This is a genomic window from Clostridium culturomicium, from assembly GCF_000821305.1.
Classification (GTDB): Bacteria; Bacillota; Clostridia; order Clostridiales; family Clostridiaceae; genus Clostridium_J; species Clostridium_J culturomicium.
On the sequence record NZ_CCXK01000014.1, the window covers coordinates 1 to 25,738 of the forward strand.

A 25,738-nucleotide genomic window follows, 5' to 3' on the forward strand; every position below is an offset into this window, starting at 1 on the left:
ATTTCTTTGGTACTACAATCTACCTTTTCTTGAATTTCTTTCGAAAGCTGATTACTCTGTATCTCTCTGCTATACTCTACACTCTTCCAATAGCCTTTCTGCTTGTCTAATCGCTCGCTCACGGCTTCTAACTTCTTTTTAAGAGTAATAACACTCATGAAGTGAAAAGTTACTAATAAACCGATTGCTATTAAAATTAACCCTGTATCCATTTTTATTTCTCTCCCTTTAAATCAAACAACTGTATTAAACCTTCTATTTTGCTTTCTAAAACCCTCATTTCATTTACAACGTCTCTTATATCCTCATTGTCGATAAAAGCTCTTTTGGAAAGGAATTTCAAAGCATTTTCAAAGCTAGAACAGTATGCCAAATCTTTTTCTACTGGTTTCCCCACATTCTCTTTCTTTGTTCGCTTACCTGGTTGAACTATTCTCTTTTCTTTAACTAGAAACTGAACTTCATCAGTTTCTAGTACATATTTACCTAAGTCCAATCTCATTTTAATTTCCTCCTCTATGAATTATTAAGTGCAACTGCTGCAAAAACAGCATTAATTATAAAGTAACTCGCCTTATCGTATTTACCTTTACGAGCTTCTTTAAGCCCAATTAACACATCTACTGTCATTGCTATCAGCAAGATAATTTTCAGTATTTGCATTCATATTCCCCCTTTATACTTGGAATAAGCAGCAACTACAACTACAATCAAAACAATCCATATCATCACCTTGTTCACTCATTCTTTCACATAATTCACTATCAGCTATTTGACACTTAGTTGGCTTTATAACTAGATAGCCATTATTGCCTAACAAATTTTTAGCCTTATCTTTATCGTTAGATATTTCAACAAGTTCATTCTCTAACTCTTCAATATATCTCAATGTATTATTTATTAACTCTTTCTCTCTACCTTCTAATTCCCAAGCCAATAAACTTAAATCATCTTTCATTTCTCTTGATTCATAATTTATTTCCATATTAAACATCCTCTCGTACTTCCCCCTCTATAGGTTATCTACTAATCCTCTAAGATCATATATAAAGCTTTCCATTCTTCTCTTATTAAATTTATACATATATGGACAATCCTCAAATGGTCCTTCTATCTTTAAGCAGTTTCCTTTTATTTTTAAATACCCATTATTATCATATTTTCTATCATAATATTCTTCATAATCAGAAGTAATTGAATTTGCTTCCCTTGGGGTAAAGTCTTTCCATATCTCATTTGAAACACTTTCTAAATACTTAAGCAATTCTTTTAAACTATCTTTGCTAAAATAAAGTTTTAAATAATAATCTCCTTCAATGTTTTTATTATCTGTTTTAAGTAATATATTGGTTTTATTATTGTCTATAATTAAATTAACTCCATAACTATCAATAAATTCTTTAGCAGCCATATTAAACATCCTCTCTTATTTCAACTTCTATTTTCTTATTAAATAGTTTTTCTAAGTTATCTTTAAACTTATCAATAATCACATTAACCATAAACTCTGACTTAACTCCAATTACTATTTCTTCTCCATCAGATATAGTTGAATCTATAAACCAAGTCCTATATGCTATTTCTCCAACAATACCAAATATTTCATTATGTAATGGAGTCGGAAAGGATAGAGGTGGAGAAGAAGGTATTTCTTCTTTCCTTTCCTTTTCTTTAGTTTCCTTTTCTTTTCTTTCCTTTCCTTTAGGGATTAATGTTGGCATTAACTCTTTTTTTATAGGATTAATGTTAACAATAACTAGGTTTTTGTATGCATTAACTGTTTCATCATCTAAAAGTAGGTATTCTTTAATCATTTTTACTGTCTGTCTCCTACCAATAGCTGTTAAATATCTCTTTTGAATACCTTTTGATGTAAGAACTTTGTGTAAGTTATACACAGTTTCATCAAATAATCCCCATTTTACACAATTATTAATGACTGCATTAACTCGATTAATGTCAACATTAACCCTCTTTGAAAAGAGTAATTGTTCACGTTCAGTCCACTCATAGAAATAAGATGTTTTATAAATTTTCATCATTAGCTTTATTACTATGCCAAAACCTTCAATCCCATATTGCGCTTCTATGAGTGTTACTTTATCGTCCTGATCTACATCCACATCTAGTGGAAAATAGTCTAATCCTTCCTTTTGTGGTCTTGCCATTAAATTCACCTACTCAACTAAATTTGATATTTCATTACATATGCTGTTAAATCTACATTCGTAGCATATGTAACCTTCACAAACTACATCATCAACAATTTTTAATAATTCATAAGCTTTGGCCCATTTCTTTATGTCTTCTAATGTATCAATAACATCTGTATTAGCCATTAGCCCTTTCCTCCAATCCATTACAAACATGATCATATTCAGCTTTGGTAAGCTCTTTAATCTCTTTGTTATATTTCTTCTTAACCTTACCTTTAATACTTTCAGCATCATATCCAGCTTTACTTGCTATAGCATATAATCTTTTTATTTGCTTATCATTTATACTAATTGCATTATTACCTTTAGCTTGGATATCAGGTTGGCTATTTCCATATGTGGCTTTGTTTCCATCATCATCTACACTTTCACATATTCCCAAGAGTGCTGCCAATTGATATCTTTTAGCATAAGTTATACAACTCCCCATCTGCTGAGGATCATTCTTCTGTGGTTTCATCTTTAACAAATCTGTTTCTAGCATTTCTCCACTTCCATGTATAAGTTTAGTCTTTACATATATATATTCTCCATCACCTGTAGCCTCTTGCATTACTGCCAATTCATGCTTAGCAAGTATTGGTCTTACTGTTTCAAGTATTCCATCCAATGTTATATAACTACTCTTAAAAAATGGATTAGAAGCATCTGGCTTCATGCCTTGAAACTCACTTTGAAACTTGATAAAAGCTTTAAATAATCCTATCTTTTCAGTTATTTCCATTATCTAATCCTCAAACTTTCTGATTGCTTAATTACAACTCCTGGTATTTGCTCTCCAGCTTTAAGTCTTGCTAAAACTTCCTTTTTATCTAACACTGGAGCTGGTATATTAAAGAACTCCTCTGGTATTAAACATTCATCTAATACATCAACACTAGGTGGATTCTTCTGTATACTAAAGCTAAACAACCTCCCTTTAATTTTAGGTTTATCTACTGCCCTCATAGCCCCCTCTAGATACTCTTTAAGATATTTAGACCTACTCTCTAAACTTTTTCTCTTAGATGCAAGTCTTGTTTCCTCTTCCTTTATGGCTGCTGCACCTAAATCTATACTCTTGATTAACTTAGCAATATTCTCTGCTTTTACTTCTATTTCTTCTTCAACTTCACCAAGTGCAGTATTAATTAATTCAACTGGTATCTCTGGATCCTCAAGTAACTCTTGAAGATTTATATAATTCTGTGTTAATTCATACAATTTCATTTCTGTTTCCTCCAATACTTTTATGTGATATAATTCACTTGACTATATTCCTATTGGTGCAAGGCTGTTGGCGCAGCTAAGCACCTTTTTTATTTGTTCTTCCAATGTGGTTGCCTCCTTTCATGAAGTGCATCCTTCTTACTACATTCGTACTTTTTAGCAAAAATGTATCTATTATATTCAGTTTCTGCTAACTTCTTCATTTGCTCTTTCTTCTGGAACCTCTTTTTCATCATCACTACAAATTCATCATGAGTTAAGGCCTTCATCATATGCTTGTACACCCTTTACTAAACTAAGACTTCTATCTAATAAAATCTTTAACTCTTGAACTTTAGTTCTTTTATTTAACATAATATTATTGGACTTAATATTTTCTGTGGCTACCATAAGAGCCTTTTCAAACTCTTCTTTAGTAGCCCTATTAGCTATTTTTGCAAATACTCCTACTCCCATTAAACCTCTCTCCCTTCAATTAAATAGTAATTTTCTTAACCTGCTCTTGAACTGGTACTTCTTGAGCAGTCTCTTTTAATGCTGCTATTCCAAGCTCCAGTGCTTGTACATCTTTTTCTGTTGGATTAACACTCTCAAACTCTTTACAGTCTGCTCTTAGGCTTTCTAGTTGTGATATTGCTTCATCATTACTCATACTTAACTTGAGCCCACATATTTGACAAAAGTTTTGATTTTCTGTTAAATGCTCATTATTGCATCTTGGACATTTATTCATGATTAATTCCTCCTTATTAATGCATCTGAATAGAATGCTTCTTTAGCTATCTCAACACATTCATCTATTTCTTTGGCTGACATTTGATTTTCAATAGCATAATCTAGAATTAGATTAACTAATCCTCCTGTTCTTCTTTCTCTTGTTTCAAATTCCTTTTTGTAATTATCCATTTCTCATTCCTCCTATATTCTCATTAAACTTTAATTATCTTTAGGATTTTGGATATTAGTGTTGAAGTATGCACTCTCTCTAACATCACTCAATACTTTATCCAAAAGTCCTATTGATACTTTATTCTCTTCTAAAACATCTAAAATTTCATTCACAACCTTTTCTGTATCGGTTTCTCTTACATAAACCATTCTTAAATTCCTCCCTTTTCTACCTCTCTCCTAGACTTCCTATACTGTCTATCTAATAACCTTTTGCATGGTATACAATAGCTTTGATATCCTCCACCAGTTCGTTTAGGAAACTCGGTTTCTTCTTTGTACCCATGACAATTGGCACATTTACGAAGCATATGACACCTCTATTGATATTCTTTAAATCCTTTAATTAAGCAGCAATGAATACATACCTTACCATCTTCCAAATTTTCTTCAATAGTAAATTCAAGATGAACCTCTTTGTATTTATCTAGTAGTACTGTTGCAACTTCAACAGGTCCATGTGTAAACTTTAAAATCCATTCTCCTGTTTCTTCATCCTGGAATGCATTAAAGTTTGTTGCTGCATTGGCAAACATCAAATCTGTGCCTATTACCACTCCAATGTCACCATTGTACTGTTCTATTTCTAGCAACTCATTAATAGCTTTAATCTCTCCTTGAACTTGATCCTCATCAAAACAATTTCTAAATATATAAGTTTTTGTATAAGTACTCCACATTTACATTACCTCCTCTAAATTAATTTGATTATTTACCTTAATAATTTCATCTAATAATGCCTTTGGTGCTTTATATCCTCTTATTAACTCTTTAGCAATCTCTATTTGACTTCTTTTTATAGCTTTATAAGACTTTACTTGAAACTCTCTTTTAACTTGTCCGTAAATATCTGAATAAACTCTGCCTCTTAATGATTTGTCTTTATATGCTGCCGTTTCATATCCAGTTACCTTAGTACAAACTTTCTTTATTAAACTAGTAATTTCTTCACAGTCTACTCCTAGTAATGGTAAGTTATCTTTTAAATCCTTAACTTCATCTTTTACAACAGTGATTTCTTGCTCTAACTCTTGTTGTTTACCATCTAACATAAATATTGCTTGAAGTTCTTTTGACATCTTAGGTATTTGAGCTTGTACAACTTCTTTCATTCTGAAATAGTTATTAACTAATTCTCTTTGAACTTTCCATGCTAAATCATCTTGAAGTGACTTTACTAACATTAAGTATCCACTTTCTGTAATTAGAATTATCTCTTTTGCATTACTAAGTACGAAATTCGTACTCTGTTTTAAATCCCTTAATTCTTTACCATTAATCAAGAAATAATCAACATCTTTGATTAAATGTTTTTTATTCTCATTGAAATTTCTTTTTGCAGTTCCATCCACTCTTTCATGTAACATATCAATATCTTTGAATGTTACTACTCTTTGTCCTTTAAATTCTTTTACTGATAAATCAGTATCATTAATTTTTACAATTTGATTATTCATTACGCTTCCTCCGTTATCACATGCACAAAGCCTATTTCTTTTTTTGCTCCCTTAATAAGGTCTTGCAATAATTCATCATCAATTATCCTGACACCACACTCCATTACTAAATAATTATTAAGTTCATCTGGATAAACTTCTCTTTCCCTCTCTAATTCATGCTCAACATATTTTCTTGTACAATCTTTAATAGCTCTTAATGATGCTTTCATATATAATCCTCCTTACACATTTAAGTTTGTTAAAATATTCATACTCTCTACCCCTATTGTTGCTACTTTAGAAAGCATTTCTTTAACTCTATTTAATTCTTCTTTCAATTGTTTATTTTCTGTTTCAAGCCTTCTTCTCTCACTTTCTGCTAAAGGGTTAGGCTTATATTTATCTATCTCTTCAACTTCTTTTAAATAATAGAATGGAGATTTAAAGTTAGGGTTTCTTGTTAAAATCCCCTCTTCTTCATATACAATAATTGTTCTAGGATTAACTCCCCACCGTTTCGCTAGTTCATCTCTTTTTATAAGAGTTCTTGTATCATCCATCTTTGATTCTCCTAAAAAAATACTTCTGGAACTGTATGTCCTAATCCATTTGCAATTCTAATCATTACATCTTTAGTTGGATTGCTTGTTCCATTCTTGTCATTTTCAAGAGTGGAAATATATCCAACTGCAACACCAGTTTTTTCTGATAATTGCCTTATTGTTATTTTATTTTTCACTCTAAACTCTTTTATTTTATTCATATTTGACGCCTCCTTAATTCGTTGTAACTGAATAATATCACATTCGTTTAAAACGAACAAATCTTTTATTCGTTAACAGCGAATGATTATTTAAAAATAGCTATTCGTTTTCGGCGAATCTCTTTGTTTTTCTCTTTTTTTCGTTGACATTGAATTTTTAGAATGGTAATATTGTTCTATGGGAAAGAACAATATTAAACTAAGGAGTGTTGATAATGTTAGGTGATACTATAAGAAAAATACGAAAAAGTAAAAAAGTGAGTATTAATAAATTAGCACAATCTACTTCTATCTCTCTTGGATATCTAAGTGATTTAGAAAATAACAAAGCACAAAATCCTAGTCTTGAAAAATTAAATGCTATCGCAGATGCTTTAGGTGTATCTGTTAATGACTTCTTTGAAGATACTATTAATGAAAAAGTAACTAATAAATCAGAATTAACTACTAAAGAAAAATTTGATATAGAAAAAGAAGCACAAAAAATGATTGATAATATTGATAAGTTAGATACGGTAGAATTTTGCGGAACTCCAGCTGATGAAGACGATAAAGAATATTTAAAATTAGCTTATGAAAAATTTCTAACTGATGTAAGAATTTATAATAAACAAAAATATACCCCAAAGAAATATAGGGATAAATAGATTTTTAGACTTAAAGGGGATGGGTATATTGCATATAAGAAAAATAGTGAAAAAATTGATAAAAAAATATGGTACAAATAACCCATTTGAAATAGCTCATGCTTTAGGCATATGGGTTTATGTTGAACCTTTAGGAAATGTCCGAGGTAATTATGTATATATGAAAAGAAAAAAGGCATTTTTTATAAATGAAAATTTATCTGAAAAAGAAATACTGTTTTGTATAGCTCATGAATTAGGACATGCTATTTTACATACAAAAAGTAATGTATATTTTAATAACTCTAATACATTTTTTAATCAATCCAAACATGAAATTGAGGCTGATATCTTTGCAGCTGAATTATTAATAGATGATAACCTATTGCAGGAATATGAAGGGTTTTGCCTTGAAGTTATATCTAACTGTGAAGATATTGACTTCAAATACTTAAAATTAAAATTTAATCTAAACTAATACATATATTTTTTTACCTATTTTTGAACATATATTCGCTAAAAGGAGAGTTAAATATGGATTTTAACAACTATGAAATACCAAAGAGCTACTCATGTAAATATAAAGTTACATCAAGAGATATAAGACAATTCAAGAAATTCTGGAGTGATGAACTAGTTAAGTTAAATAAAATGAATGACTTATCTAGTAATACTATTAAATTAATACATAAATCTATGATGGATTGTTTTTGGGAAGCTAAAAAACTTTCTAAAGAAACATATACACCATCAAAATATAAAAATAATATTTATATAAATAAGGGTTAATACATTCTAAGGGAGATGATTAGATGGACTATAATATTACTTATAGACAAAAAAACAATGGTATTCAAGCTATTATTTCTTATAAAGATAATACTGGTAAGTGGAAACAAAAATCTAAACAAGGATTTGAAAATAGTAGAGTGGGTAAAAAGAAAGCCAAAGAATGGGTGGCTTTTATACTGAAAGACTTAGAAGATTCTATCAATGTAGCAGATGAATTTATTGATATTACTTTTAAAGAGTATTACGATTTGTATATAAAGCATGTTGATAAGGTATATAGTAAAGCAACCCATGATTTATATGAAAGAACTATGAAGTATTTTAAAGATATTTCAGATATAGAATTAAAAAACTTAAAAAATATTCACATACAAAATTGTGTGGATGATATGTACTTAAAAAAATTATCTAATGGATCTATTTATACTTACCTATGCAAAATTAATGCAATTCTCAATAGTGCAGTTGAAAATGACATAATAAATAAAAATCCATGCAAAGTAAAAGTCAAAGTAAAAAAGCCTGATAAAACAGCATTAACTACATTCGAATTAGAAAAACTATTAAATATTGTTAAAAACATAGATATTCATTACTATATTGCGTGTATGTTAGCTTCTAAATGTGGTTTAAGACGTGGTGAAATTTTGGGATTAACTTGGGATAACATTAAGCCTGATTATATAAAAGTGGACAAGCAGTGGAAGCAAAACAAGGATAAAAGTTGGGGGTTTGGCACATTAAAAACAAATAACTCTTATAGAGAAGTTCCTATAAGTAATAATATCTACAAAGATTTAATGTACTATAAAAGAGAGTTTAAAACCATAGATTTCAACAATAGACTTCTTCCCTATATAACAAACACTCCTTTATCAAAAACACTACCAAATATATTTAGAAAACATGGCTTTGATATTAGCTTTCATGAATTAAGACATACCTATGCAACAATTATGATAATGCAGGGATTAGATTTTAAAACTGTTGCTGATTTAATTGGTGATGATGTTACACAGTTAAACAAAACATATTCTCATGTAACAGATGAAATGAGAAATAAAGCAAGAGAAACTATTAAAAATATTTTTTGACGATTTTTTTTACTTTAAATTTTTGACGAATTTTTGACGTTTTATTTTAAACCCTTGAAAACTCAAGCATTATAAGCTATAAACCACTTTTGGAAGGCAAAGGTAGTCTGCCACATGTACCAAAAGTTTGTTTTAAAGAAATGTGGTGTTGTAGCAAACCAGTCTTCAATGGTTAAATCATCAAGACAGTTCTCATCAGTCATCATAAGCTCACCAAGGGCAAGCCTATCCTTCATGGAGAAGCCCATAGAATAAACATCCTGAATAACACCTTTCTTATCTATTAATCTTGCTTGTGCATGGGTTGGATGCAAATGATCAAAATTCAAAATTTCCTGTGTAACACTCCAACCTGGCATATCAATGGAAGGAATATCAGAAAAAAGCTCCCAGAAGTTTTCATATGTCTCCTCGTTGAGCATTCTTCCACCTCTGCACACAAAACCCTTAGCTGGATTTCCAGCTCCATCATTACTGCCTCCAAGAATCTTAAGCCCTTCTATAATATGAATATTTTCTCCTTTAACATGACAGTCCCTTATTAAGTAAGCTGCTCCAGCCATGGAGCCAAGGCCTCCACCAACAAAATAAAACTGACCCTTTTTACGACTTACCTGTGGCTCTCCAACAAATTTTCCACAGCGGTAATCCTTTTTATTCATTTTATACACACTGTACAAAGCAGCAGCTCCAACAATGGCACCCATAGCAATAAGTGGTGCCGAACTAGTATTATTTTCTTCTTCACGTTTAAACAATCGACTCACCCCTGTCTTTATTTTTAGAACCTAAAACCTTCATCTTAATATTCTATGACACTTTTACATATAATATACAAATTCCTCTATTAGTTAAAAATTTAAAGGAACCCACTTAAGTGAGTCCCTAAATACTTATAACTTTCATTTATCTATGCTTTAAACCAGTTTAATCTATCTTAACTGCTTTTATCCCATTAGGTCATTGACTCAAAAATCTTATACAGATTAATTATTCCAAAGCCAAGCTGTTGATTGGGATAAACTTCCCCTCTTCTTTGAATAGTTCCACGCCTTAGAAAGGTTTTAATACTCTGAGTATACATATAAGGATAATTTCCTTTTACAATTCCCCATTCAAAAAGAAGAACACATATACCTGCTCCTATGGCAGCAGCTAAGCTTGTGCCATTAACTATTGCTATTGAATTATCTATGCCAACAGTCATTGTATTTACCCCACCGGCTGCAAAATCTATTCTTTCAAAATTATAACCTAAAAGTGCTACTCCAGAATATAAAACTGTTCCTCCATTATTTTGATTATAGGCAGCAACACTAATAGTATAGTCCGATTCTGCCGGTATGGTTATAGTTCCATATGGATCACTAGGAGCAAATCTCGTACCTGGACCAACAAACTCCCTCTGCCACATCCATGCATTATACTTAACATTATTCCCCTTTTGCACCTTCAGTTCTATCTTCCAATCACCAGGCTCTACATCATAAAAGTATATTCTAATTAATTGATCACCACTGAACTTTTCAGGTAAATCAAAATAAACATGTACACCAGTATTTTCAATTATAAAGGAATAGTGCTCTCCTTGATTTAATACTGCTCGTATTACACCTGTACTTTGACCTGTAGGTGAAATTAGATTTAAATCTACAATATTAGGTAAATCAATCCATATCCCCACATAGAATACCTTCTGCTTTTTACCTATTATTAATTTAATAATCTCATTTGTTTTGCCATTGAATAAAGTTCCTGAAACATGGCCATCCTCCATACCTTCGTTACCTGTTCCTGTAACTAAAACAATACCAACATTTTTCACTGCAGATTCAATATAAGAACTTAGCATATGTTTACCCTTATGATTTCCATTAGTAGTTCCTAATGGCATAAATATAACTAACGGCTTTCCTGCTCTCCTATAATATTCCTTCATAAAATTAATAGCTGTGAAAATTGCCATATCCCCATATACAGCTCTATATTCTCCAAATCCAACAAACTCTTTATATGATATAGACTCTACCATCTTTACAATGACAAATTCACAGTTAGGTGCCATGCCTTCAACCTCTGGATTCTTTCCTGCACCACCTATGATTCCAGCCATATGGGTTCCATGTCCATTTATATCCATGCTTGGCACAATTTTATACGGATCTTTACCTCTGCGTTTTGCTTCTATAGCTTTATCTATTTCTTCCCTTGTGTAGACACGCCCAAAGGGTGCTCCCTTCTCTGGAGCTCCATCTCCAATTATTGTTTGATCCCAAATTTCACTTATCCTAGTTTTTCCTGCCTCATCTTGAAACTCTTGAGATAAATAATCAATTCCCGTATCGATTATGCCAATAACCACACCTCTTCCTGATAAATCTCTTGATTTCCCTGCGTAAAGTGGATTATATTTGCTCGCTTCGGTGGCTGAACTGCCTTGAAGTGAATATAAATCCGGTGGATGTACATATACAATCTCAATATCAGCTCCATGAACATATCTATTAAAGACCCCAATAACTTCTCTTGCATCTTCCCAATGCTCTAATAAATCAAACTTTATAGATAAAATGGCTAAACTTTGATCTATTTGTGTAAAATATACATTAGGTGGTGAATTATAATTATCACCATAATTACCTTCATATTGAACTATATAATGAATATATTTGGAATTGCTATAAATTTCACTTTTATTAACCGTCTCTTCCTTGTTGTCTAAATGTATTTCTTGTCTTTTATTATCTTGACTTCTATTCCTAATTAAGTCTTTAGGCAGTCTTACAAACAAGTTTTCAAAAAAGTACTCATAATAATTTCTACTGCTTGGAAAATTCCTATAATTTCCTCCTAGTATATTAAAAACTTCTAATGCATTGAGCTTTCCATACCCTAATGCTGTATTAGGATACTCCACATCTTGCTCTCTATCTGCTGAATATATTAAAAGACTTCTTAATTTTGCTGAATTCATTGATTTATCATTTCTATCAACTATAGACCATTGTAAAAATAATGCTGATAATCCAGCTGTAATTGCTGTAGCAACGGAACTACCATTAACAGCTTCAACCTGTTCACCATTCCTTGATATTGTCAGCACATCCGTACCAACAGCTGCTATATCCGGCTTAATAACCCCATTAGAATTGAATCCTTTTCCTGCCTCTGCAAGCTGTGCTCCCGTTTTACCATCATAATACGCTACTGATATGGTATTCTTTGTTGTTGAAGGTGCTGTCAATGTGCTTTCAGAATCTGATTCAAGAAATTTCATGCCTTCTGGAAGAAGTTCTTTACAATCAAGCCATATATCATACCGTCCACTAAATATAAGTTCTCCTTTCAGCTTAATCTTCCAAATTCCAGCTTTAATATTATAGAATCTTAAAATAAACACTTGATGTCCTGTTAAATATTCTGGATCAATCCCCCATACATATACCTCTGAGTCTATTAAATAAAATTTTCTATAGCTTTTAGCAGAAATCTGATTTGTGAAATACCCGGTCTCTTCTCCAGTTGGAGCTATTAAGCTCAATAGCATCCTGTTAGGCTTTTGCACCCATATGAATAAGGTGAATTGCTTCATATCCTTAGACATATACAGTTCAACAGTATCAACTTCCCCTTGATTTTTAATATAATTACTTGCATGACCCTCATTATTTCCTTGATTTCCAGTTCCAGCTACAAATACAACTCCACTTTTAGTTGTGATAGATGTTATATACTCTGCAGTAATGCTATACCCATCGTGACTTCCATCATTAGTGCCAACTCCCATATATATTACTAACGGCCTATTTAAACTCTTTGCCATACTTCTTATAAATTCAATTCCTGCTAAAACCTCTGTACTATTGTATGCTGGTACAATTGGCAGATTATTTTCTCTAAGTATCTTTTGATAATTGGGAGATGGCAGAAGTTTTACTACAATAAAATCACAATCCTTAGCTACTCCTTCCATCTCTCCGTTATATCCTCTGGCTCCGATTATTCCAGCCATTTTTGTACCATGTCCAATTTCATCTACACTTGGTACAACTTCATATGGATTTCCTCCACTATTTTTAACCTTTAGAGCTTCATTTATCTCAGTATTACTATATATACTTCCTATATAAGCATAAGGTTCTTTTTTTATTTCTAGAGTTTGATCCCACAAATACAATACTCTTGAAGTTTCATCCTCTCTTATAAACTCGGGATTAGTATAATTGATTCCTGTATCAATCATGCCAACTATTACATTCCGTCCTGTTAAGTTTAAATATGGATTTAACTTTAATGGATTTATATTATTAGCTGTGGAAGGTGATACTGACTGTAAGGTGTAAATCCCTCTAGTCTCAATAAATATAATAGCAGGTACATCCTTTCTAAGCCTATCCAAGTTTTCTTCACTAACTGATACTAACGCAAGTGTATCTGTAATTATATCACCGCAAGCATAATCCACCTGTTTCATTTGGCCTAAAAAGTCTCCCCGAAACTCCACTAAGAAACCCGGTGCATTTTCATCTAGAAAGTTATTACACTTTCTTACATCCATAACTCTCCCCCCTATCGTTAAGTCATTTCTTCAAAGATTTTATAAAGATTTATAATTCCATACCCAGTCTGTTGATTTGGATATACATCTCCTCTTCGCTGTACTGTTCCACGCCTTAAGAAGGTTTTAATACTCTGGCTATACATATATGGATAATTGCCTCTTACAATTCCCCATTGAAAGAGCAGAGCACATATACCTGCTCCTACTCCTGCCGAAAGACTTGTTCCATTTATAATAGCTGTAGTATTGTTTAAGCCAACAGTCATAGTATTAACTCCCCCAGCAGCAAAATCAATTCTACCCAAGTAATTATCCATAAGAGCCACACCAGAGTATGGAAGCAAATTGCCATTATTCTGATTAAAGGCTGCCACTGACACTGTATAATCACAATCTGCTGGTATTGTTATTGTCCCATATGGATCACTTGGTGCAAACCTGGTTCCCTCACCAACAAACTCCTTTTGCCACATCCATGCATTATATTTTACATTATCTCCTCTCTGTGCTTGAAGCCGAATCCGCCAAGTCCCAGGATCAATATCATAAAAATACAACCTTATGAGTTCATCTCCGCTAAACTTCTCTGGAAGATCAAAATATATATCCACATTGGTATCCTCTAAAATAAAGGAATAATATTCACTTTGATTTAATATTGCTCTAATGGTTCCTGTTGCCTGACCTGAAGGTGATATTAAAGTTAAGTCTGCAATTCCTGGCAAGTCAATCCATATACCCACATAAAAAATCTCCTGCCTTCTTCCAATAATCATCTCTATTTCTTTACTTTTCCCACCTGCATCAATTACTCCTGAAACATGTCCATCACTCATTCCCTCATTTCCTGTACCGTTAACTACTACAATACCAACATTCTTAGAAATAGATTCAATATAAGCATTTAAAATATGTTCTCCTCTATGATTACCATTAGTCGTCCCTAGTGGCATCAATATAACTAAAGGTCTGCTTTCTCTTATTGCATATTCTCTCATGTAATTTAATGCAGAAAAAATGGCCATTGAATTATAAGGTGAGACACCTGTGCTAAATTTACTATATTCCTTAAATGCGACAGCTTCTAAAAGCTTAACTACAAGATACTCACATTCTGGAGCTACACCCATTATATCTGGGTTATATCCTGCTGCTCCAACAATTCCAGCCATATGGGTTCCATGACCTTTTTCATCTTTACTTGGAACCACATCATAAGGATTCCCACCACTTTTTTGAACTTCTATAGCTCTATTAATTTCATCTCTTACATAAACCTTTCCAAAAATAGCCTTCTTTCTTAAATCACCTTGGCCTTGAATAGTCTGATCCCAAATCTCTACTATTCTTGTGTTGCCATCTTTATCCTTAAATTCCTCATTTAAATAATCTATTCCTGTATCAATAATTCCAACTACAACATCTTTTCCAGTAAGCTCTAATGGTACTTTAGCTTGAATTGGATTGTTTAACGCTGATTCTACTGCTGAAATATCTTGAAGAGAATATAAATCTGGAGGCTGCACATATAATATTCCAAAATCTAGATAATCCTTATTATATTGGTCAAAAATTTCAATTACTTTTCTAGTATTCTCTGGATTTTTAATTAAATCAAGCCTTATGGAAACTATAGCGTAATTATCATCAATTTTTGTGACATACACTTTATCTTGAGCATTAAAATTATCATTATAGACTCCATAATACTGAACTACATAGTGCCCATAATTTAAGCTGTCGTAAATTTCATATTTCTCTGTAATAGTGCTTTTTTCATCACTGCTTTTCTCCCGTAACTTCAAATTCATTTCAGCCTGAGATGCCAATTCTCTTGGCATTCTTATAAATAACCCATTAAAATAATCTTCATAAAACTTATTAAAATAATCCAAGCTTCTATAATTTCCACTCAATATATCAAATCCTGATGATATATTAAGTTTTCCATATCCCCATTCTTCATTTGGGTATATTTTTTCATTTTCTCTATCTGCGCTATAAATTAATAAACTTCTCAGCTTACCTGAACTTACTGCAATATCATTCCTATTAATAACTGACCATTGAAGAAACAATGCAGAAACCCCAGCTGTTATTGCCGTTGCTACTGAACTTCCACTTACAGATATTATCCTGCTTCCATCCCTTGATATTGTAAGCACATTAGTCCCAACTGTTGCTATATCTGGCTTTATATATCCATTCGCATTAAACCCTCTTCCAGATTCGGCCATTACAGCTTCAGTCTTTCCATTATAATAAGCAACTGATATGTTGTTCCTTGCTGTTGAAGGAATTGCTAATGTTGTATTTGCGGATGATTTAAAAAATTTCATACCTTCTGGAATTATTTCCTTACACTCAAGCCAGATGTCATATCTACCATCAAAAATCAAGCTTCCCCTCAACTTAAACTTCCAAATTCCAGGTTTAATATCATTAAATCTTAAAGTAAATAATTGATGACCTGTTAAATATTCTGGGTCATATACCCTAACTTGAACATGAGTGTCTATGCTATAAAAATTTCTTTCTATTGCAGTTATGATTTGATTGACTAAAAAACCTGTTTCCTCTCCTGTTGGTGATACTATACTTAAAGCTACCCTATTTGGTTTTCTTATCCAAATATAAAGTGTAAATACTTTTAGCTCCATTGGTACATAGAGCTCCACCGTCTCAACCTCACCAACATTTTCAATTAATCCACTAACATGCCCTTCACTATTCCCCTGATTTCCTGTACCAGTAACATAGATTGATCCCCCCTTACTAGCCAAGGAAGTTAAATAACCCGAAGTTATGCCATATCCATCATGACTTCCATCATTGCTACCAACTCCTAAAAATAAAACTAATGGCTTTCTAAGGTTATATGCAGTAACCCTAAGAAACTCAATCCCTGCTAGCACTTCCGTATTATTATATACTGGTACTTCCGGTAGATTATTTTCTCTCAGTATCTTTTTATAATTTGGTGACTCCAAAAGCTTTACTATCAAAAAATCGCAATCATTTGCAATGCCTTCCATTTCACCATTATATCCCCTGGCTCCAATTATTCCTGCCATTGCAGTACCATGACCATTATCATCCCTGCTTGGAACGTTATCATAGGGATTTCCTCCACTCCGTTGAACCTCTAAAGCTTTATTTATATCTTCATTATTATATACACTTCCCACATAAACATAAGGCTCAGTTTTTGTATCTAAAGTTTGATCCCAAATTCCTAGAATTCTTGATGTACCATCCTCTCTTATAAACTCAGGATTAGTATAATTTATACCTGTATCAACAAGCCCAACTACTACGCCTCTGCCTGTAAGATTTAAATAAGGATTTACTTTTATTTGATTTATATTATCAACCACAGAAGGTGATAACTCCTGTAAAGTATAAACACTCCTAGGCTCTATAAACCTTATAGCAGGCACATCCTTCCTAAGCCTATCTAAATCAGCTTCACTTACAGATACCACTGCTAAGGTATCTGTAATCATATCCCCACAGGCATAGTCCACCTTATCCATCTGTTCTTTAAAATTGCCCCTATATTCAACTAAAAAACCTGATGCATTTTCATCCAAATAATTACATTTACTCATAGCTTTAATCTCCTATATAAACCATACACTAATTCCTATTAATACAGTCTATGATTTGATAATCATAAATATAGATGTAATTTCATTTTATACATTGCAAAAAGAACCCTTTTTTTGTGGGTTCCTTAACATCTTAAGTCATATTCTGAAATATCTTATATGAATTGATTATTCCATAACCAATATTCTGATCGAAATATACATCTCCACGACTTTGTACTGTACCTCTTCTCTAAAATGTCTTTATACATTTTATGCTTTAAACTACTTGAATATATCAAAAGCTTTCTCTAACTAAAAATATAGTTCTCTGATAAACTTAAAGGAACCCCCTAAAGGAAGTTCCAACTCTCACCTGAAATACCCTATAAACCGTAATCATTGTTCATCCATGTTCTAATTAAGCTAATCTTAAGTCATATTAACAAATATCCTATATACCTCTATTATTCCATATCCAATATTCTGGTTAGGATAAACATCTCCAGGCCTTTTTGATGTCCCTCTTCTTAAAAAGGTTTTTATACTCTGAGTATACATATAAGGGTAATGTCCATCAACTATCCCCCATTGAAGAAGCAAACCACAAATTCCAGCTCCAACTGCAGCAGATAGGCTGGTTCCATTTATTATAGCCACCGTATTATTTAAACCTGTTGTTGGTGTATTTACTGCTCCTGCAGCAAAATCAATTTTCCCCAAATAATCTTCAATAAGAGCTACCCCTGAATAAGGTAACAGATTAGCATTATTCTGATTATATCCTGCCACAGATACAGTATTATCAGAATCAGCTGGAATTGTTATCGTTCCATAAGGATCACTTGGTGTAAATCTAGTTCCCTTCCCAACTAATTCCTTCTGCCACATCCAAACATTGTATGTTGCCAATTTTCCTCTTTGAATGCTAAGTCTTATTCTCCAAAACCCCGGTGTAATGTCTGTAAAATAAATTCTAATTGACTCATCACCACTATACTTTTCTGGTAAATCAAAATATATCTCTGCCTTAGCTCCCTCAAGAATAAACTCATAGCTTCCGCTTTGATTAAATACAGCTTGAATTGTTCCAGTAGCCTGCCCCGATGGAGCTATTATATTAATATTAGCTATATTAGGAATATCAATCCAAATACCCACATAAAATTTCTTTCGCTTTTCTCCAATTAACAACTCTATATCTTCATTAGTTGTATCATCTAAAATCAACCCAGAAACATGTCCATCAGAAATACCTTCATTTCCTGTGCTCGTAACAACTATTATTCCTACATTATTTGTTATAAATTCAATATAAGAATCTATAATATGTTGTCCCCTATGATTTCCACTAGTAGTCCCAAGAGGCATAAGAATAACCATAGGTTTTTTGTTATTAATTGCGTACTCTTTTAAGAAATTTAAAGCTGCAAAAATTGTAGTAGGAGGATATACATTTACCTCTTTATCGAATTCTGCAAAATTCTTGTAAGAAATGGCTTCTGATAGTTTTACTACTACAAACTCACATTTAGGCGCTATGCTTTTAATTTGTGCATTTTTACCAGCAGCGCCCACAATTCCTGCCATATGGGTTCCATGCCCTACTTCATCTTTACTAGGTACAATTTTATATGGGTCCTCTCCATTTCTTTGTGCTTTAATGGCCTCATTTATCTGTTCTTTAACATATACTTTACCAAAGTGTGCTTTATATTGACTCCCCTCACCTTGAATGGTTTGATCCCAAATTACATTAATCCTTGTATTTCCATTTATATCTTGGAATTCTTCATTTAGATAATCGATACCTGTATCTATTATCCCAATAACAACTCCCTCTCCCGTCAACTTCAGATTTAAATTATCTTGTATTGGCGCTAAATCAGCAGCTTCGATAGCTGAAATTTGTGATAAAGTATATAGTTCTGGTGGATTAATATATATAATTCCAAATACTTCATTACTTACATATTTCTCAAATTTCTTGATTATATCTGTAGTGTTATAAGGGCTTTCAATCACACCTAAATTTATAGATAATATAGCAAAATTTTTATCTATGGGAGTAATATATACATAAGGTGGTACATCAAGATCTGGCGTATATTCACCGTAATACTGAATAATATAGTTTGCATATTTTTCACTATACACTATATCATTTTTTAACATTTGCGTTGTCTCACTTTGAGTTATATTACTTTCTCTCAACTTATTTCCCACCATATTCCATAACTCCCTCCCTCATAAAAGAAAAGCTTTTAGGTTTTCTTATATATAACTCTCCCATATAATCTTCAGTATAATCCTTATAAGTACCTAATCCTCTTCTATAAGTGCCACTTAATATATTAAACACCTCTAAAATATCCATCTTTCCATATCCTAACTCTTCATTTGGATAAATAACTCCTGGATCTCTACTTGCAGCATAAATAAAAAAACTTCTAATCTTTGTGGTACCAGTAGATAAATCATTTTGATCAATAAATGCCCATTGTGCTAAAAGAGCAGAAGCTCCTGAAACAATCGCCGTAGCTACAGAACTTCCACTAACTGGAATAACCCTGTTCCCATCCTTTGAAATTGTTAATACATCAGTTCCCACAGTAGCGATATCTGGATTAACTAGGTTATTAGTATTAAATCCCCTTCCTGATTCAGCCATTATAGCATTAGTTGCTCCATTGTAATAAGACACCGTAACCACACTTACAGCTGTGGATGGAATAGTTAAAGTATTTTCTGGATTAGAATCCAAAAATTTAGTTCCTTCTGGTATAATTTCCTTTGGTGGCAACCATATATCGAATCTGCCATTAACAACATACTCAGCCCTCAATCTAAATTTCCATATTCCAGGTTTTATATCTTTAAAATTTAAAATAAATAGTTGATGTCCAGTTAAAGCTTCTGGATCCATGTTCTGAACTTCAACTTCAGTATTTATCAAATAAAAAGTTCTAGTTGTAATAGAAAGTATCTGATTAACAAAAAAGCCTGTATCTTCACCATTAGGTGAAATAATGCTTAAAGACATCCTATTTGGCTTCTGAACCCAAATATCTATTGAAAGATATTTCATCTCTATAGGTATATTTAACTCTACAGTATTTATCTCCCCATTATTATTAATAAATCTTTTTACATGACCTTCAGCATTCCCCTGGTTTCCAGTACCTATAACATAAATAGTACCTGATTGTCCTGCTGCATCTGATATATATCTTGCTGTTAAATTATAGCCATCATGACTTCCATCAGTACTCCCAACACCCAAATATAAAACCAATGGTTTTCTTAATACTCTTGCAGTGTCCCGTGCAAATTGAATTGCAGATAAAACCTCTGTATTGTTATAAATTGGTGCTGGCTTAAAATTATTTTCTAAAAATTCTTTTCTATATATAGGTGAATCTAACAATTTAATAACTATAAAGTCGCAATCATTAGCAATTCCTTGCATTTCACCATTATAGCCTCGAGCTCCTATAATTCCTGCCATTTCTGTCCCATGTCCTATTTCATCCTTGCTATTGACAATAGCATAAGGATCCTCTCCATTCAAACTAGCTTGAATAGCTCTATTAATTTCTTCATTTGAGTAAACTGTTCCTATATATGGCGACCCTTCTTTATCACTTTCTATAGTTTGATCCCATATACTCAATATCCTTGAAGTATCATCCTCCCTTATAAATTCTTTATTGAGATAATTTACTCCTGTATCAATTATTCCTACTACTACACCTCTACCATTTAAATTTAGATATGGATTAATCTTTACAGCGTTGATATTGTCCACATCTGTAGGAGACAAATCCTGTAGGACATACAAACTTCTAACCTCAATAAAATTTATAGCTGGAACATCCTTTCTCAATGTATTCAAATCTTTACTCTGAACTGCAACAACAGCTAAGGTGCTCGTAATTGTATCACCACATGCATAATCCACCTTGTTAATTTGTCCAATAAAGTCCCCTCGGTACTCTACTAAATAACTCTCGTAATTTTCATCCAAATATTTCTTGCATTTCCTTGAATTCATTACCTTCCCCTATCCCATACTTTATCTACTATATACTTATGATAGAACCTTTGAGATTATGGCAGTTTTACTTATGAGACACCAATTTTAAATTAACTATAGTGTTAAATCTTCTAAAAAATAAAGGTATAACAGCTTACTTATATAATATTAATAATTACTGATTAATCTGATTAAAATTAACAACAGTTGGAGGTATTGAAAATTTATGAATAAAGCTCTTACTTCACGTCCACTAACACAAATGGAATTTGAACAATACAAAATTTAATATTTTATTTTCATCTTATAATTTTTATATTTCAAATCAGTTCTTTCATATATACATTTATTACCCCCTCAATATATGCGATAATATAGTTATAAAAGAAATTCTTGGAGGTAACTATGAAATTATATATAAAGCAAAAAGTGTTCTCCTTTAACGACAGCTTTGTTGTGAAAGATGAGTTTGGAAATGACAAATATCATGTGGAAGGTGAAATCTTCTCCATGGGTCATAAGCTTCATGTTTATGATAGAAGTAACAATGAAGTAGCCTTTATCAAACAAAAACTTCTTACCTTTATGCCTCGCTTTGAGATTTACGCTGATACTTTTAAAGTTGGTGAACTGGTTAAAAAGCTGACCTTTTTTAAGCCAAGCTACTACATTGAAGGCAGCAACCTTTCTTTAGAAGGACATGTGTGGGAGCATGATTACAAGCTTTATGACGGCAATAGCGTTATCATGGAAGTATACAAAGAATGGTTCACTTGGGGAGACAGCTATGTTCTAGACATTGCAGACCCTAAGGATGAGCTTCTATGTCTTGCAGTTGTATTGGCCGTTGACTGTGAAAACTGCAGTTCTGGCAATAAGTAATTATTATGTTTCTTTTACGATTAACCCTCTCTAAGTAGATTGGAAGTACCAAGTTGAAGCTATAACCTTAATTAGTGAAGAAATGAAGGAATTTTTTAAAGACAAGTAACTAATACTAAAGAGTCCATAATAACCTTAGATTTAAGATAATCTAAACCAAAATTAAAAACGCAGATAAATTCAGCTCTTGCCGATTTATCTGCGTTTTTTATATTTATACTGCTTCTTCTTCTAATTCTTCTTCTTCAATTTCCACTGTTTCTACTTTTTTATGAGCTGCATACTTCTTAACTTCTTTAATTAAAACCATTGCTGTAATAAGAGCTGCTACAGTATCTGCAGTTGGCTGTGCAAACCAAACCCCATCTAACTCTAAAAACTTTGGAAGTATCATTATCATAGGAATTAATACGATAACCTGTCTTAATAAACTTAAAACCATTGCCACCTTAGCTTTTCCAATAGATTGAATATAGTTTGTTCCAACTATAGGAATACCTATTAAAGGCATTGCAATAGCATACTTCTTAATTCCATTAACTGTTAACCCCATTAACTCTGGGTCCTTATTAAACATTCCAACTAAAAGCTCTGGTGCAAATTGAATAACTAATCCTCCTAAAGCAAATACAACTGTTGTTGCTATAATACTTAGCATTAAAGTCTTCTTAGCTCTATCATACTTTTTAGCTCCGTAGTTATATCCAACTATAGGCTGCATAGCCTGTACGAAACCAAAGGCAGGCATTACAAATATCATGTTAATTGACACAATTGTTGCCATAGCTCCAATAGCTATATCCCCACCATAGGTCTTAAGTGCTGTATTATTTAAAACTTGAATTAAACTATTTGTTAACTGCATTGCAAATGGAGCCATTCCAATAGCAAAAATAGTTTTAACCACAGGAATATCCAACTTTAAGTTTACCTTTTTAAATTCAACTGTAGATTTTCTTTTTAAGTAATAAGCTAATCCTAAAATTGAAGATATAGCTTGTGCTATAACTGTTGCAAGGGCTGCACCTTGAATTCCCATACCAAATACGAAAATAAATACTGCATCTAATATAATATTAGTTCCACACCCAATTGCCATTATTATTGCAGAAAGCTTTGGATTTCCATCACCTCTGATTAAGTTACCGAATGCCATTGACATTAAACCAAAAACTGTACCAAGTAATATAATGTTTAAATAAGCCTTCGCATACTGAAGTGTTCCTTCACTTGCTCCAAAACTCATAAGTATCTTATCTAAAAATACAATTCCTATTACTGCTAATATTAAACCTATAACTACTAATAAGGCTATAGCATTACCTAATATTCTTTCTGCCTTATCTTTTCTACCTTGTCCTAATTTTATAGAAATATTTGTTGCTGCCCCTATTCCTATAAGTGTTCCAAAAGCCATTATTATTGACATTACTGGCATTGTTACTCCAAGTCCTGCTATTGCCATTGGCCCAACCCCAGGGATGTTTCCAATGAACATTCTGTCAACCACGTTATAAAGTGCATTTACCATCATAGCTATAATTGCTGGTATTGAATACTTAATTAATAATTTTCCTATGGATTCTGTTCCTAAAACATTTTCTTTTCTGTCCATACTACTCCTCCTCTAACTCAAAATGTCTACCTATTAATTTATAATTTTATGTTATTACATACCTTTTCTAACAACTGCCTTAACAGCAATTCTTCCTCTTCCGTTAAACACTCCCCAATTCGATTGTGCCACTCATCAAACACTCCGTATATATCATCCTGAAGCTCCTTTGATTTATCGGTTAAGTAAATTGAATTAAACCTCTTGTCTTCCTTATCTTTTGCTCTTGTGACATAGCCTTCTTCCTCAAGCTTTCTAATAGCTCTAGCAGTTGTAACCTTATCCATATGTAAACTTTCTGAAATCTCTTCTTGGCTTTTTCCATCCTGCTTATATAAATCAATTAAAAACATTATCTGACCTGATTTAAAGCCAAACTTAGATACACTTTTATTTACAAAGCTTCTTGCTTCTCTATTTAATTGAGAAATGTATTTAGCAATATACTTCTCATTTTTATCACAATTTGTTTTCATACTACCTCACCTTTCAATTAGTTGCAATTGCAACTATTAAACTATAACATATATTAGTTGCATAATGCAACTAATTTTCCCCGTTATTTATCTCCTTAGCAACTTGTACAATAAACTTCACAGCATAAACAATAATTAAAAAATTAACATACCTTAACCCTTATTTCATCTCACTTTTCGAAAAAAAGAAATCCAGCTTCTCAGCTGGATTTCCACATTAATCTATTATTATTCATCTTTCATTTTTCATTACTTAGAGCATGTAACTCTCTATTTTGTATCTGCCATCAACGCTGCAGCCTTTACCTTCTCTGCAACTTCCTTAGCAACCCTCTTATCAAATGGTGATGGAATTATATAGTCAGGGCTTATCTCTTCCTCTGTGATGATTCCTGCTATGGCATAAGCTGCAGCAAGCTTCATTTCATAGGTTATATTTCTAGCTCTGGCATCTAAAGCTCCACGGAATAATCCTGGGAAAGCTAGCACGTTGTTAATTTGATTTGGGAAGTCTGAACGGCCTGTTCCCATAACCTTAACCCCTGCAGCCATTGCTTCCTCTGGCATAATTTCTGGTAATGGATTTGCCATAGCAAATACGATAGGATCCTTTGCCATAGTCTTAACTATTTCTGGAGTTAATAATCCTGCTGAAGAAACTCCAACAAATACATCAGCTCCAACCATAGCCTCTGCAAGTCCACCTTTTACTCCTTCTGGATTTGTGCTTCTTGCAAGTTCTAATTTATGTCCTACTACTCCATCTCTGCCTTCCCAAAGGATACCTTTTCTATCGCACATTAACATGGATTTTACCCCTGCATGCATAAGCATTTTAGCAATAGCTGTTCCAGCACTGCCTGGTCCATTAATTACAACCTTAATGTCTTCCATGTTCTTATTTACAACCTTTAAAGCATTAATAAGAGCTGCAGTTGTAACGATTGCTGTTCCATGCTGGTCATCATGGAAAACTGGAATATCAAGTTCTTCCTCTAATCTTCTTTCTATTTCAAAGCACTTAGGTGCTGCTATATCCTCAAGATTTATTCCTCCGAAGGTTGGAGCAATCATCTTTACTGCCTTTATTATTTCTTCAGTGTCTGTTGAATCAAGACATATTGGAAATGCATCAACACCTCCAAAGTTCTTAAATAGTACAGCCTTTCCCTCCATAACTGGCATTGCCGCCTTAGGTCCAATATCTCCAAGTCCAAGTACCGCTGTTCCATCAGTAACAACAGCTACTAAATTTCCCTTTGCAGTATACTTATAAGCTAAGTCTTCATTCTTATTAATTTCAAGACAAGGCTGTGCAACTCCTGGAGTATACGCAATACTTAAATCATCCTTTGTTTCAAGTTCTACCTTGCTGCAAACCTCAATTTTTCCTTTGTGAGTTTCATGCATAATAAGTGCTTCTTCATTGTAATTCATTTTACTGCTCCTTCTTTAATAAATTTTTGCCTGATATACCTGGCTGGGTTAAAT

General features: G+C 32.5%; 32 protein-coding genes and 1 pseudogene. 5 read left to right on the top strand and 28 right to left on the bottom strand.

Annotation, left to right across the window (positions count from 1 at the left end; all coding sequences use genetic code 11):
* The 20 genes from BN1075_RS03900 to BN1075_RS03970 all read right to left on the bottom strand — a co-directional run.
* Positions 1–212: hypothetical protein (locus tag BN1075_RS03900; RefSeq protein WP_040191797.1), on the bottom strand; the 212-nt coding region annotated here is incomplete at its 3' end.
* Positions 213–214: 2 nt separating this feature from the next.
* Positions 215–502, bottom strand: coding sequence for a hypothetical protein (locus BN1075_RS03905; RefSeq protein WP_040191798.1), 288 nt, complete (start codon positions 500–502; stop codon positions 215–217).
* 14 nt (positions 503–516) lie between these two features.
* On the bottom strand, positions 517–663 hold the full coding sequence (locus BN1075_RS21435; RefSeq protein WP_156132744.1) for a hypothetical protein: 147 nt from the start codon (positions 661–663) through the stop codon (positions 517–519).
* Between the two features lie 13 nt (positions 664–676).
* Positions 677–994 carry a hypothetical protein gene (locus BN1075_RS03910; RefSeq protein WP_040191799.1) on the bottom strand — a complete coding sequence of 106 codons (318 nt, stop codon included), beginning with the start codon at positions 992–994 and terminating at the stop codon, positions 677–679.
* Between the two features lie 18 nt (positions 995–1,012).
* Positions 1,013–1,411 (bottom strand): hypothetical protein, encoded by a 399-nt coding sequence (locus BN1075_RS03915; RefSeq protein ID WP_052406373.1) that lies wholly within the window; start codon positions 1,409–1,411, stop codon positions 1,013–1,015.
* A gap of 1 nt (position 1,412) precedes the next feature.
* Complete coding sequence (locus BN1075_RS03920; RefSeq protein WP_081911484.1) at positions 1,413–2,168, bottom strand: DUF4373 domain-containing protein; 756 nt, start codon at positions 2,166–2,168, stop codon at positions 1,413–1,415.
* Positions 2,169–2,177: 9 nt separating this feature from the next.
* On the bottom strand, positions 2,178–2,339 hold the full coding sequence (locus tag BN1075_RS21440; RefSeq protein WP_156132746.1) for a hypothetical protein: 162 nt from the start codon (positions 2,337–2,339) through the stop codon (positions 2,178–2,180).
* Positions 2,332–2,940: an ERF family protein gene (locus tag BN1075_RS03925; protein WP_040191800.1), complete on the bottom strand. Its 609-nt coding sequence runs from the start codon at positions 2,938–2,940 to the stop codon at positions 2,332–2,334. The genes BN1075_RS21440 and BN1075_RS03925 overlap by 8 nt, the downstream gene beginning before the upstream one ends.
* On the bottom strand, positions 2,940–3,425 hold the full coding sequence (locus tag BN1075_RS03930) for a siphovirus Gp157 family protein (protein WP_040191801.1): 486 nt from the start codon (positions 3,423–3,425) through the stop codon (positions 2,940–2,942). Before BN1075_RS03930 ends, BN1075_RS03925 begins: the two co-directional genes overlap by 1 nt.
* Positions 3,426–3,514: 89 nt before the next feature.
* Positions 3,515–3,697: a hypothetical protein gene (locus BN1075_RS03935; protein WP_040191802.1), complete on the bottom strand. Its 183-nt coding sequence runs from the start codon at positions 3,695–3,697 to the stop codon at positions 3,515–3,517.
* Complete coding sequence (locus BN1075_RS03940; RefSeq protein WP_040191803.1) at positions 3,675–3,881, bottom strand: hypothetical protein; 207 nt, start codon at positions 3,879–3,881, stop codon at positions 3,675–3,677. The genes BN1075_RS03935 and BN1075_RS03940 overlap by 23 nt, the downstream gene beginning before the upstream one ends.
* Positions 3,882–3,900: 19 nt before the next feature.
* Entirely contained in the window at positions 3,901–4,158 is a 258-nt protein-coding gene (locus BN1075_RS03945) for a zinc ribbon domain-containing protein (protein ID WP_040191804.1), read from the bottom strand.
* A gap of 2 nt (positions 4,159–4,160) precedes the next feature.
* Positions 4,161–4,331 (bottom strand): hypothetical protein, encoded by a 171-nt coding sequence (locus BN1075_RS21445; RefSeq protein WP_156132748.1) that lies wholly within the window; start codon positions 4,329–4,331, stop codon positions 4,161–4,163.
* Positions 4,332–4,361: 30 nt separating this feature from the next.
* On the bottom strand, positions 4,362–4,523 hold the full coding sequence (locus tag BN1075_RS21450; protein WP_156132750.1) for a hypothetical protein: 162 nt from the start codon (positions 4,521–4,523) through the stop codon (positions 4,362–4,364).
* A gap of 2 nt (positions 4,524–4,525) precedes the next feature.
* Complete coding sequence (locus BN1075_RS21455; protein ID WP_156132752.1) at positions 4,526–4,684, bottom strand: hypothetical protein; 159 nt, start codon at positions 4,682–4,684, stop codon at positions 4,526–4,528.
* Between the two features lie 9 nt (positions 4,685–4,693).
* Positions 4,694–5,053, bottom strand: coding sequence for a hypothetical protein (locus tag BN1075_RS03950; protein WP_040191805.1), 360 nt, complete (start codon positions 5,051–5,053; stop codon positions 4,694–4,696).
* Positions 5,054–5,830: an ORF6C domain-containing protein gene (locus BN1075_RS03955; protein WP_040191807.1), complete on the bottom strand. Its 777-nt coding sequence runs from the start codon at positions 5,828–5,830 to the stop codon at positions 5,054–5,056.
* Positions 5,830–6,042 carry a hypothetical protein gene (locus BN1075_RS03960; RefSeq protein ID WP_040191809.1) on the bottom strand — a complete coding sequence of 71 codons (213 nt, stop codon included), beginning with the start codon at positions 6,040–6,042 and terminating at the stop codon, positions 5,830–5,832. Before BN1075_RS03960 ends, BN1075_RS03955 begins: the two co-directional genes overlap by 1 nt.
* Before the next feature lie 12 nt (positions 6,043–6,054).
* The gene (locus BN1075_RS03965) at positions 6,055–6,372 is read right to left on the bottom strand and encodes a MerR family transcriptional regulator (RefSeq protein ID WP_042386932.1); all 318 of its coding nucleotides are present in this window, start codon (positions 6,370–6,372) and stop codon (positions 6,055–6,057) included.
* An 11-nt stretch (positions 6,373–6,383) separates the two neighbouring features.
* Entirely contained in the window at positions 6,384–6,575 is a 192-nt protein-coding gene (locus tag BN1075_RS03970) for a helix-turn-helix domain-containing protein (protein ID WP_040191810.1), read from the bottom strand.
* Between the two features lie 215 nt (positions 6,576–6,790).
* On the opposite strand from BN1075_RS03970, the gene BN1075_RS20565 reads away from it, so the two are divergent.
* The 4 genes from BN1075_RS20565 to BN1075_RS03990 are packed head-to-tail and all read left to right on the top strand — an operon-like array spanning position 6,791 to position 9,087.
* The gene (locus tag BN1075_RS20565; RefSeq protein WP_052406374.1) at positions 6,791–7,222 is read left to right on the top strand and encodes a helix-turn-helix domain-containing protein; all 432 of its coding nucleotides are present in this window, start codon (positions 6,791–6,793) and stop codon (positions 7,220–7,222) included.
* Between the two features lie 46 nt (positions 7,223–7,268).
* Positions 7,269–7,679 (top strand): ImmA/IrrE family metallo-endopeptidase, encoded by a 411-nt coding sequence (locus BN1075_RS03980; protein WP_235777752.1) that lies wholly within the window; start codon positions 7,269–7,271, stop codon positions 7,677–7,679.
* A 56-nt stretch (positions 7,680–7,735) separates the two neighbouring features.
* Positions 7,736–7,990: a hypothetical protein gene (locus BN1075_RS03985; protein WP_040191811.1), complete on the top strand. Its 255-nt coding sequence runs from the start codon at positions 7,736–7,738 to the stop codon at positions 7,988–7,990.
* 23 nt (positions 7,991–8,013) lie between these two features.
* The gene (locus BN1075_RS03990; RefSeq protein WP_040191812.1) at positions 8,014–9,087 is read left to right on the top strand and encodes a site-specific integrase; all 1,074 of its coding nucleotides are present in this window, start codon (positions 8,014–8,016) and stop codon (positions 9,085–9,087) included.
* An 83-nt stretch (positions 9,088–9,170) separates the two neighbouring features.
* Here BN1075_RS03990 and BN1075_RS03995 read toward each other — a convergent pair.
* The 5 genes and pseudogenes from BN1075_RS03995 to BN1075_RS04025 all read right to left on the bottom strand — a co-directional run.
* A pseudogene (locus tag BN1075_RS03995) lies at positions 9,171–9,794 on the bottom strand (oleate hydratase); the annotation flags it as partial.
* A gap of 248 nt (positions 9,795–10,042) precedes the next feature.
* Complete coding sequence (locus BN1075_RS22090; protein ID WP_235777753.1) at positions 10,043–13,645, bottom strand: S8 family peptidase; 3,603 nt, start codon at positions 13,643–13,645, stop codon at positions 10,043–10,045.
* A gap of 17 nt (positions 13,646–13,662) precedes the next feature.
* A complete protein-coding gene (locus BN1075_RS22420) occupies positions 13,663–17,259 on the bottom strand; it encodes a S8 family peptidase (RefSeq protein WP_328286180.1) in 3,597 nt (1,198 codons plus the stop codon).
* A gap of 411 nt (positions 17,260–17,670) precedes the next feature.
* The gene (locus BN1075_RS04020; protein WP_235777754.1) at positions 17,671–19,467 is read right to left on the bottom strand and encodes a S8 family peptidase; all 1,797 of its coding nucleotides are present in this window, start codon (positions 19,465–19,467) and stop codon (positions 17,671–17,673) included.
* Positions 19,454–21,292, bottom strand: a complete 1,839-nt coding sequence (locus tag BN1075_RS04025) for a S8 family peptidase (protein WP_040191813.1) — start codon at positions 21,290–21,292, stop codon at positions 19,454–19,456. The genes BN1075_RS04020 and BN1075_RS04025 overlap by 14 nt, the downstream gene beginning before the upstream one ends.
* A gap of 387 nt (positions 21,293–21,679) precedes the next feature.
* Here BN1075_RS04025 and BN1075_RS04030 point away from each other — a divergent pair, with 387 nt between their 5' ends.
* Positions 21,680–22,156 carry an LURP-one-related/scramblase family protein gene (locus BN1075_RS04030; RefSeq protein ID WP_040191814.1) on the top strand — a complete coding sequence of 159 codons (477 nt, stop codon included), beginning with the start codon at positions 21,680–21,682 and terminating at the stop codon, positions 22,154–22,156.
* 214 nt (positions 22,157–22,370) lie between these two features.
* Here the strand turns inward: BN1075_RS04030 and BN1075_RS04035 are convergent, their stop codons facing one another.
* The 3 genes from BN1075_RS04035 to BN1075_RS04045 all read right to left on the bottom strand — a co-directional run bounded on the left by BN1075_RS04035 (position 22,371) and on the right by BN1075_RS04045 (position 25,684).
* Positions 22,371–23,771: an MATE family efflux transporter gene (locus BN1075_RS04035; protein WP_040191815.1), complete on the bottom strand. Its 1,401-nt coding sequence runs from the start codon at positions 23,769–23,771 to the stop codon at positions 22,371–22,373.
* A 38-nt stretch (positions 23,772–23,809) separates the two neighbouring features.
* Positions 23,810–24,247 (bottom strand): MarR family winged helix-turn-helix transcriptional regulator, encoded by a 438-nt coding sequence (locus BN1075_RS04040; protein ID WP_040191816.1) that lies wholly within the window; start codon positions 24,245–24,247, stop codon positions 23,810–23,812.
* A 270-nt stretch (positions 24,248–24,517) separates the two neighbouring features.
* Entirely contained in the window at positions 24,518–25,684 is a 1,167-nt protein-coding gene (locus BN1075_RS04045) for an NAD(P)-dependent malic enzyme (protein WP_040191817.1), read from the bottom strand.
* Positions 25,685–25,738: the final 54 nt, after the last annotated feature.

Excerpts from the sequence above, each read along its gene's own strand:
- BN1075_RS21435 (WP_156132744.1), bottom strand. The coding sequence starts at position 663 with ATGCAAATACTGAAAATTATCTTGCTGATAGCAATGACAGTAGATGTG.
- BN1075_RS03945 (WP_040191804.1), bottom strand. The coding sequence starts at position 4,158 with ATGAATAAATGTCCAAGATGCAATAATGAGCATTTAACAGAAAATCAA.
- BN1075_RS21450 (WP_156132750.1), bottom strand. The coding sequence starts at position 4,523 with ATGGTTTATGTAAGAGAAACCGATACAGAAAAGGTTGTGAATGAAATT.
- BN1075_RS03960 (WP_040191809.1), bottom strand. The coding sequence starts at position 6,042 with ATGAAAGCATCATTAAGAGCTATTAAAGATTGTACAAGAAAATATGTT.
- BN1075_RS20565 (WP_052406374.1), top strand. The coding sequence starts at position 6,791 with ATGTTAGGTGATACTATAAGAAAAATACGAAAAAGTAAAAAAGTGAGT.
- BN1075_RS22090 (WP_235777753.1), bottom strand. The coding sequence starts at position 13,645 with ATGGATGTAAGAAAGTGTAATAACTTTCTAGATGAAAATGCACCGGGT.
- BN1075_RS03965 (WP_042386932.1), bottom strand. The coding sequence starts at position 6,372 with ATGGATGATACAAGAACTCTTATAAAAAGAGATGAACTAGCGAAACGG.
- BN1075_RS03950 (WP_040191805.1), bottom strand. The coding sequence starts at position 5,053 with ATGTGGAGTACTTATACAAAAACTTATATATTTAGAAATTGTTTTGAT.
- BN1075_RS21440 (WP_156132746.1), bottom strand. The coding sequence starts at position 2,339 with ATGGCTAATACAGATGTTATTGATACATTAGAAGACATAAAGAAATGG.
- BN1075_RS03970 (WP_040191810.1), bottom strand. The coding sequence starts at position 6,575 with ATGAATAAAATAAAAGAGTTTAGAGTGAAAAATAAAATAACAATAAGG.
- BN1075_RS03920 (WP_081911484.1), bottom strand. The coding sequence starts at position 2,168 with ATGGCAAGACCACAAAAGGAAGGATTAGACTATTTTCCACTAGATGTG.
- BN1075_RS03935 (WP_040191802.1), bottom strand. The coding sequence starts at position 3,697 with ATGATGAAGGCCTTAACTCATGATGAATTTGTAGTGATGATGAAAAAG.
- BN1075_RS03990 (WP_040191812.1), top strand. The coding sequence starts at position 8,014 with ATGGACTATAATATTACTTATAGACAAAAAAACAATGGTATTCAAGCT.
- BN1075_RS03930 (WP_040191801.1), bottom strand. The coding sequence starts at position 3,425 with ATGAAATTGTATGAATTAACACAGAATTATATAAATCTTCAAGAGTTA.
- BN1075_RS03955 (WP_040191807.1), bottom strand. The coding sequence starts at position 5,830 with ATGAATAATCAAATTGTAAAAATTAATGATACTGATTTATCAGTAAAA.
- BN1075_RS04035 (WP_040191815.1), bottom strand. The coding sequence starts at position 23,771 with ATGGACAGAAAAGAAAATGTTTTAGGAACAGAATCCATAGGAAAATTA.
- BN1075_RS21445 (WP_156132748.1), bottom strand. The coding sequence starts at position 4,331 with ATGGATAATTACAAAAAGGAATTTGAAACAAGAGAAAGAAGAACAGGA.
- BN1075_RS21455 (WP_156132752.1), bottom strand. The coding sequence starts at position 4,684 with ATGCTTCGTAAATGTGCCAATTGTCATGGGTACAAAGAAGAAACCGAG.
- BN1075_RS04045 (WP_040191817.1), bottom strand. The coding sequence starts at position 25,684 with ATGAATTACAATGAAGAAGCACTTATTATGCATGAAACTCACAAAGGA.
- BN1075_RS03915 (WP_052406373.1), bottom strand. The coding sequence starts at position 1,411 with ATGGCTGCTAAAGAATTTATTGATAGTTATGGAGTTAATTTAATTATA.
- BN1075_RS03940 (WP_040191803.1), bottom strand. The coding sequence starts at position 3,881 with ATGGGAGTAGGAGTATTTGCAAAAATAGCTAATAGGGCTACTAAAGAA.
- BN1075_RS03910 (WP_040191799.1), bottom strand. The coding sequence starts at position 994 with ATGTTTAATATGGAAATAAATTATGAATCAAGAGAAATGAAAGATGAT.
- BN1075_RS03985 (WP_040191811.1), top strand. The coding sequence starts at position 7,736 with ATGGATTTTAACAACTATGAAATACCAAAGAGCTACTCATGTAAATAT.
- BN1075_RS04030 (WP_040191814.1), top strand. The coding sequence starts at position 21,680 with ATGAAATTATATATAAAGCAAAAAGTGTTCTCCTTTAACGACAGCTTT.
- BN1075_RS03905 (WP_040191798.1), bottom strand. The coding sequence starts at position 502 with ATGAGATTGGACTTAGGTAAATATGTACTAGAAACTGATGAAGTTCAG.
- BN1075_RS04020 (WP_235777754.1), bottom strand. The coding sequence starts at position 19,467 with ATGGTGGGAAATAAGTTGAGAGAAAGTAATATAACTCAAAGTGAGACA.
- BN1075_RS22420 (WP_328286180.1), bottom strand. The coding sequence starts at position 17,259 with ATGAGTAAATGTAATTATTTGGATGAAAATGCATCAGGTTTTTTAGTT.
- BN1075_RS04040 (WP_040191816.1), bottom strand. The coding sequence starts at position 24,247 with ATGAAAACAAATTGTGATAAAAATGAGAAGTATATTGCTAAATACATT.
- BN1075_RS04025 (WP_040191813.1), bottom strand. The coding sequence starts at position 21,292 with ATGAATTCAAGGAAATGCAAGAAATATTTGGATGAAAATTACGAGAGT.
- BN1075_RS03925 (WP_040191800.1), bottom strand. The coding sequence starts at position 2,940 with ATGGAAATAACTGAAAAGATAGGATTATTTAAAGCTTTTATCAAGTTT.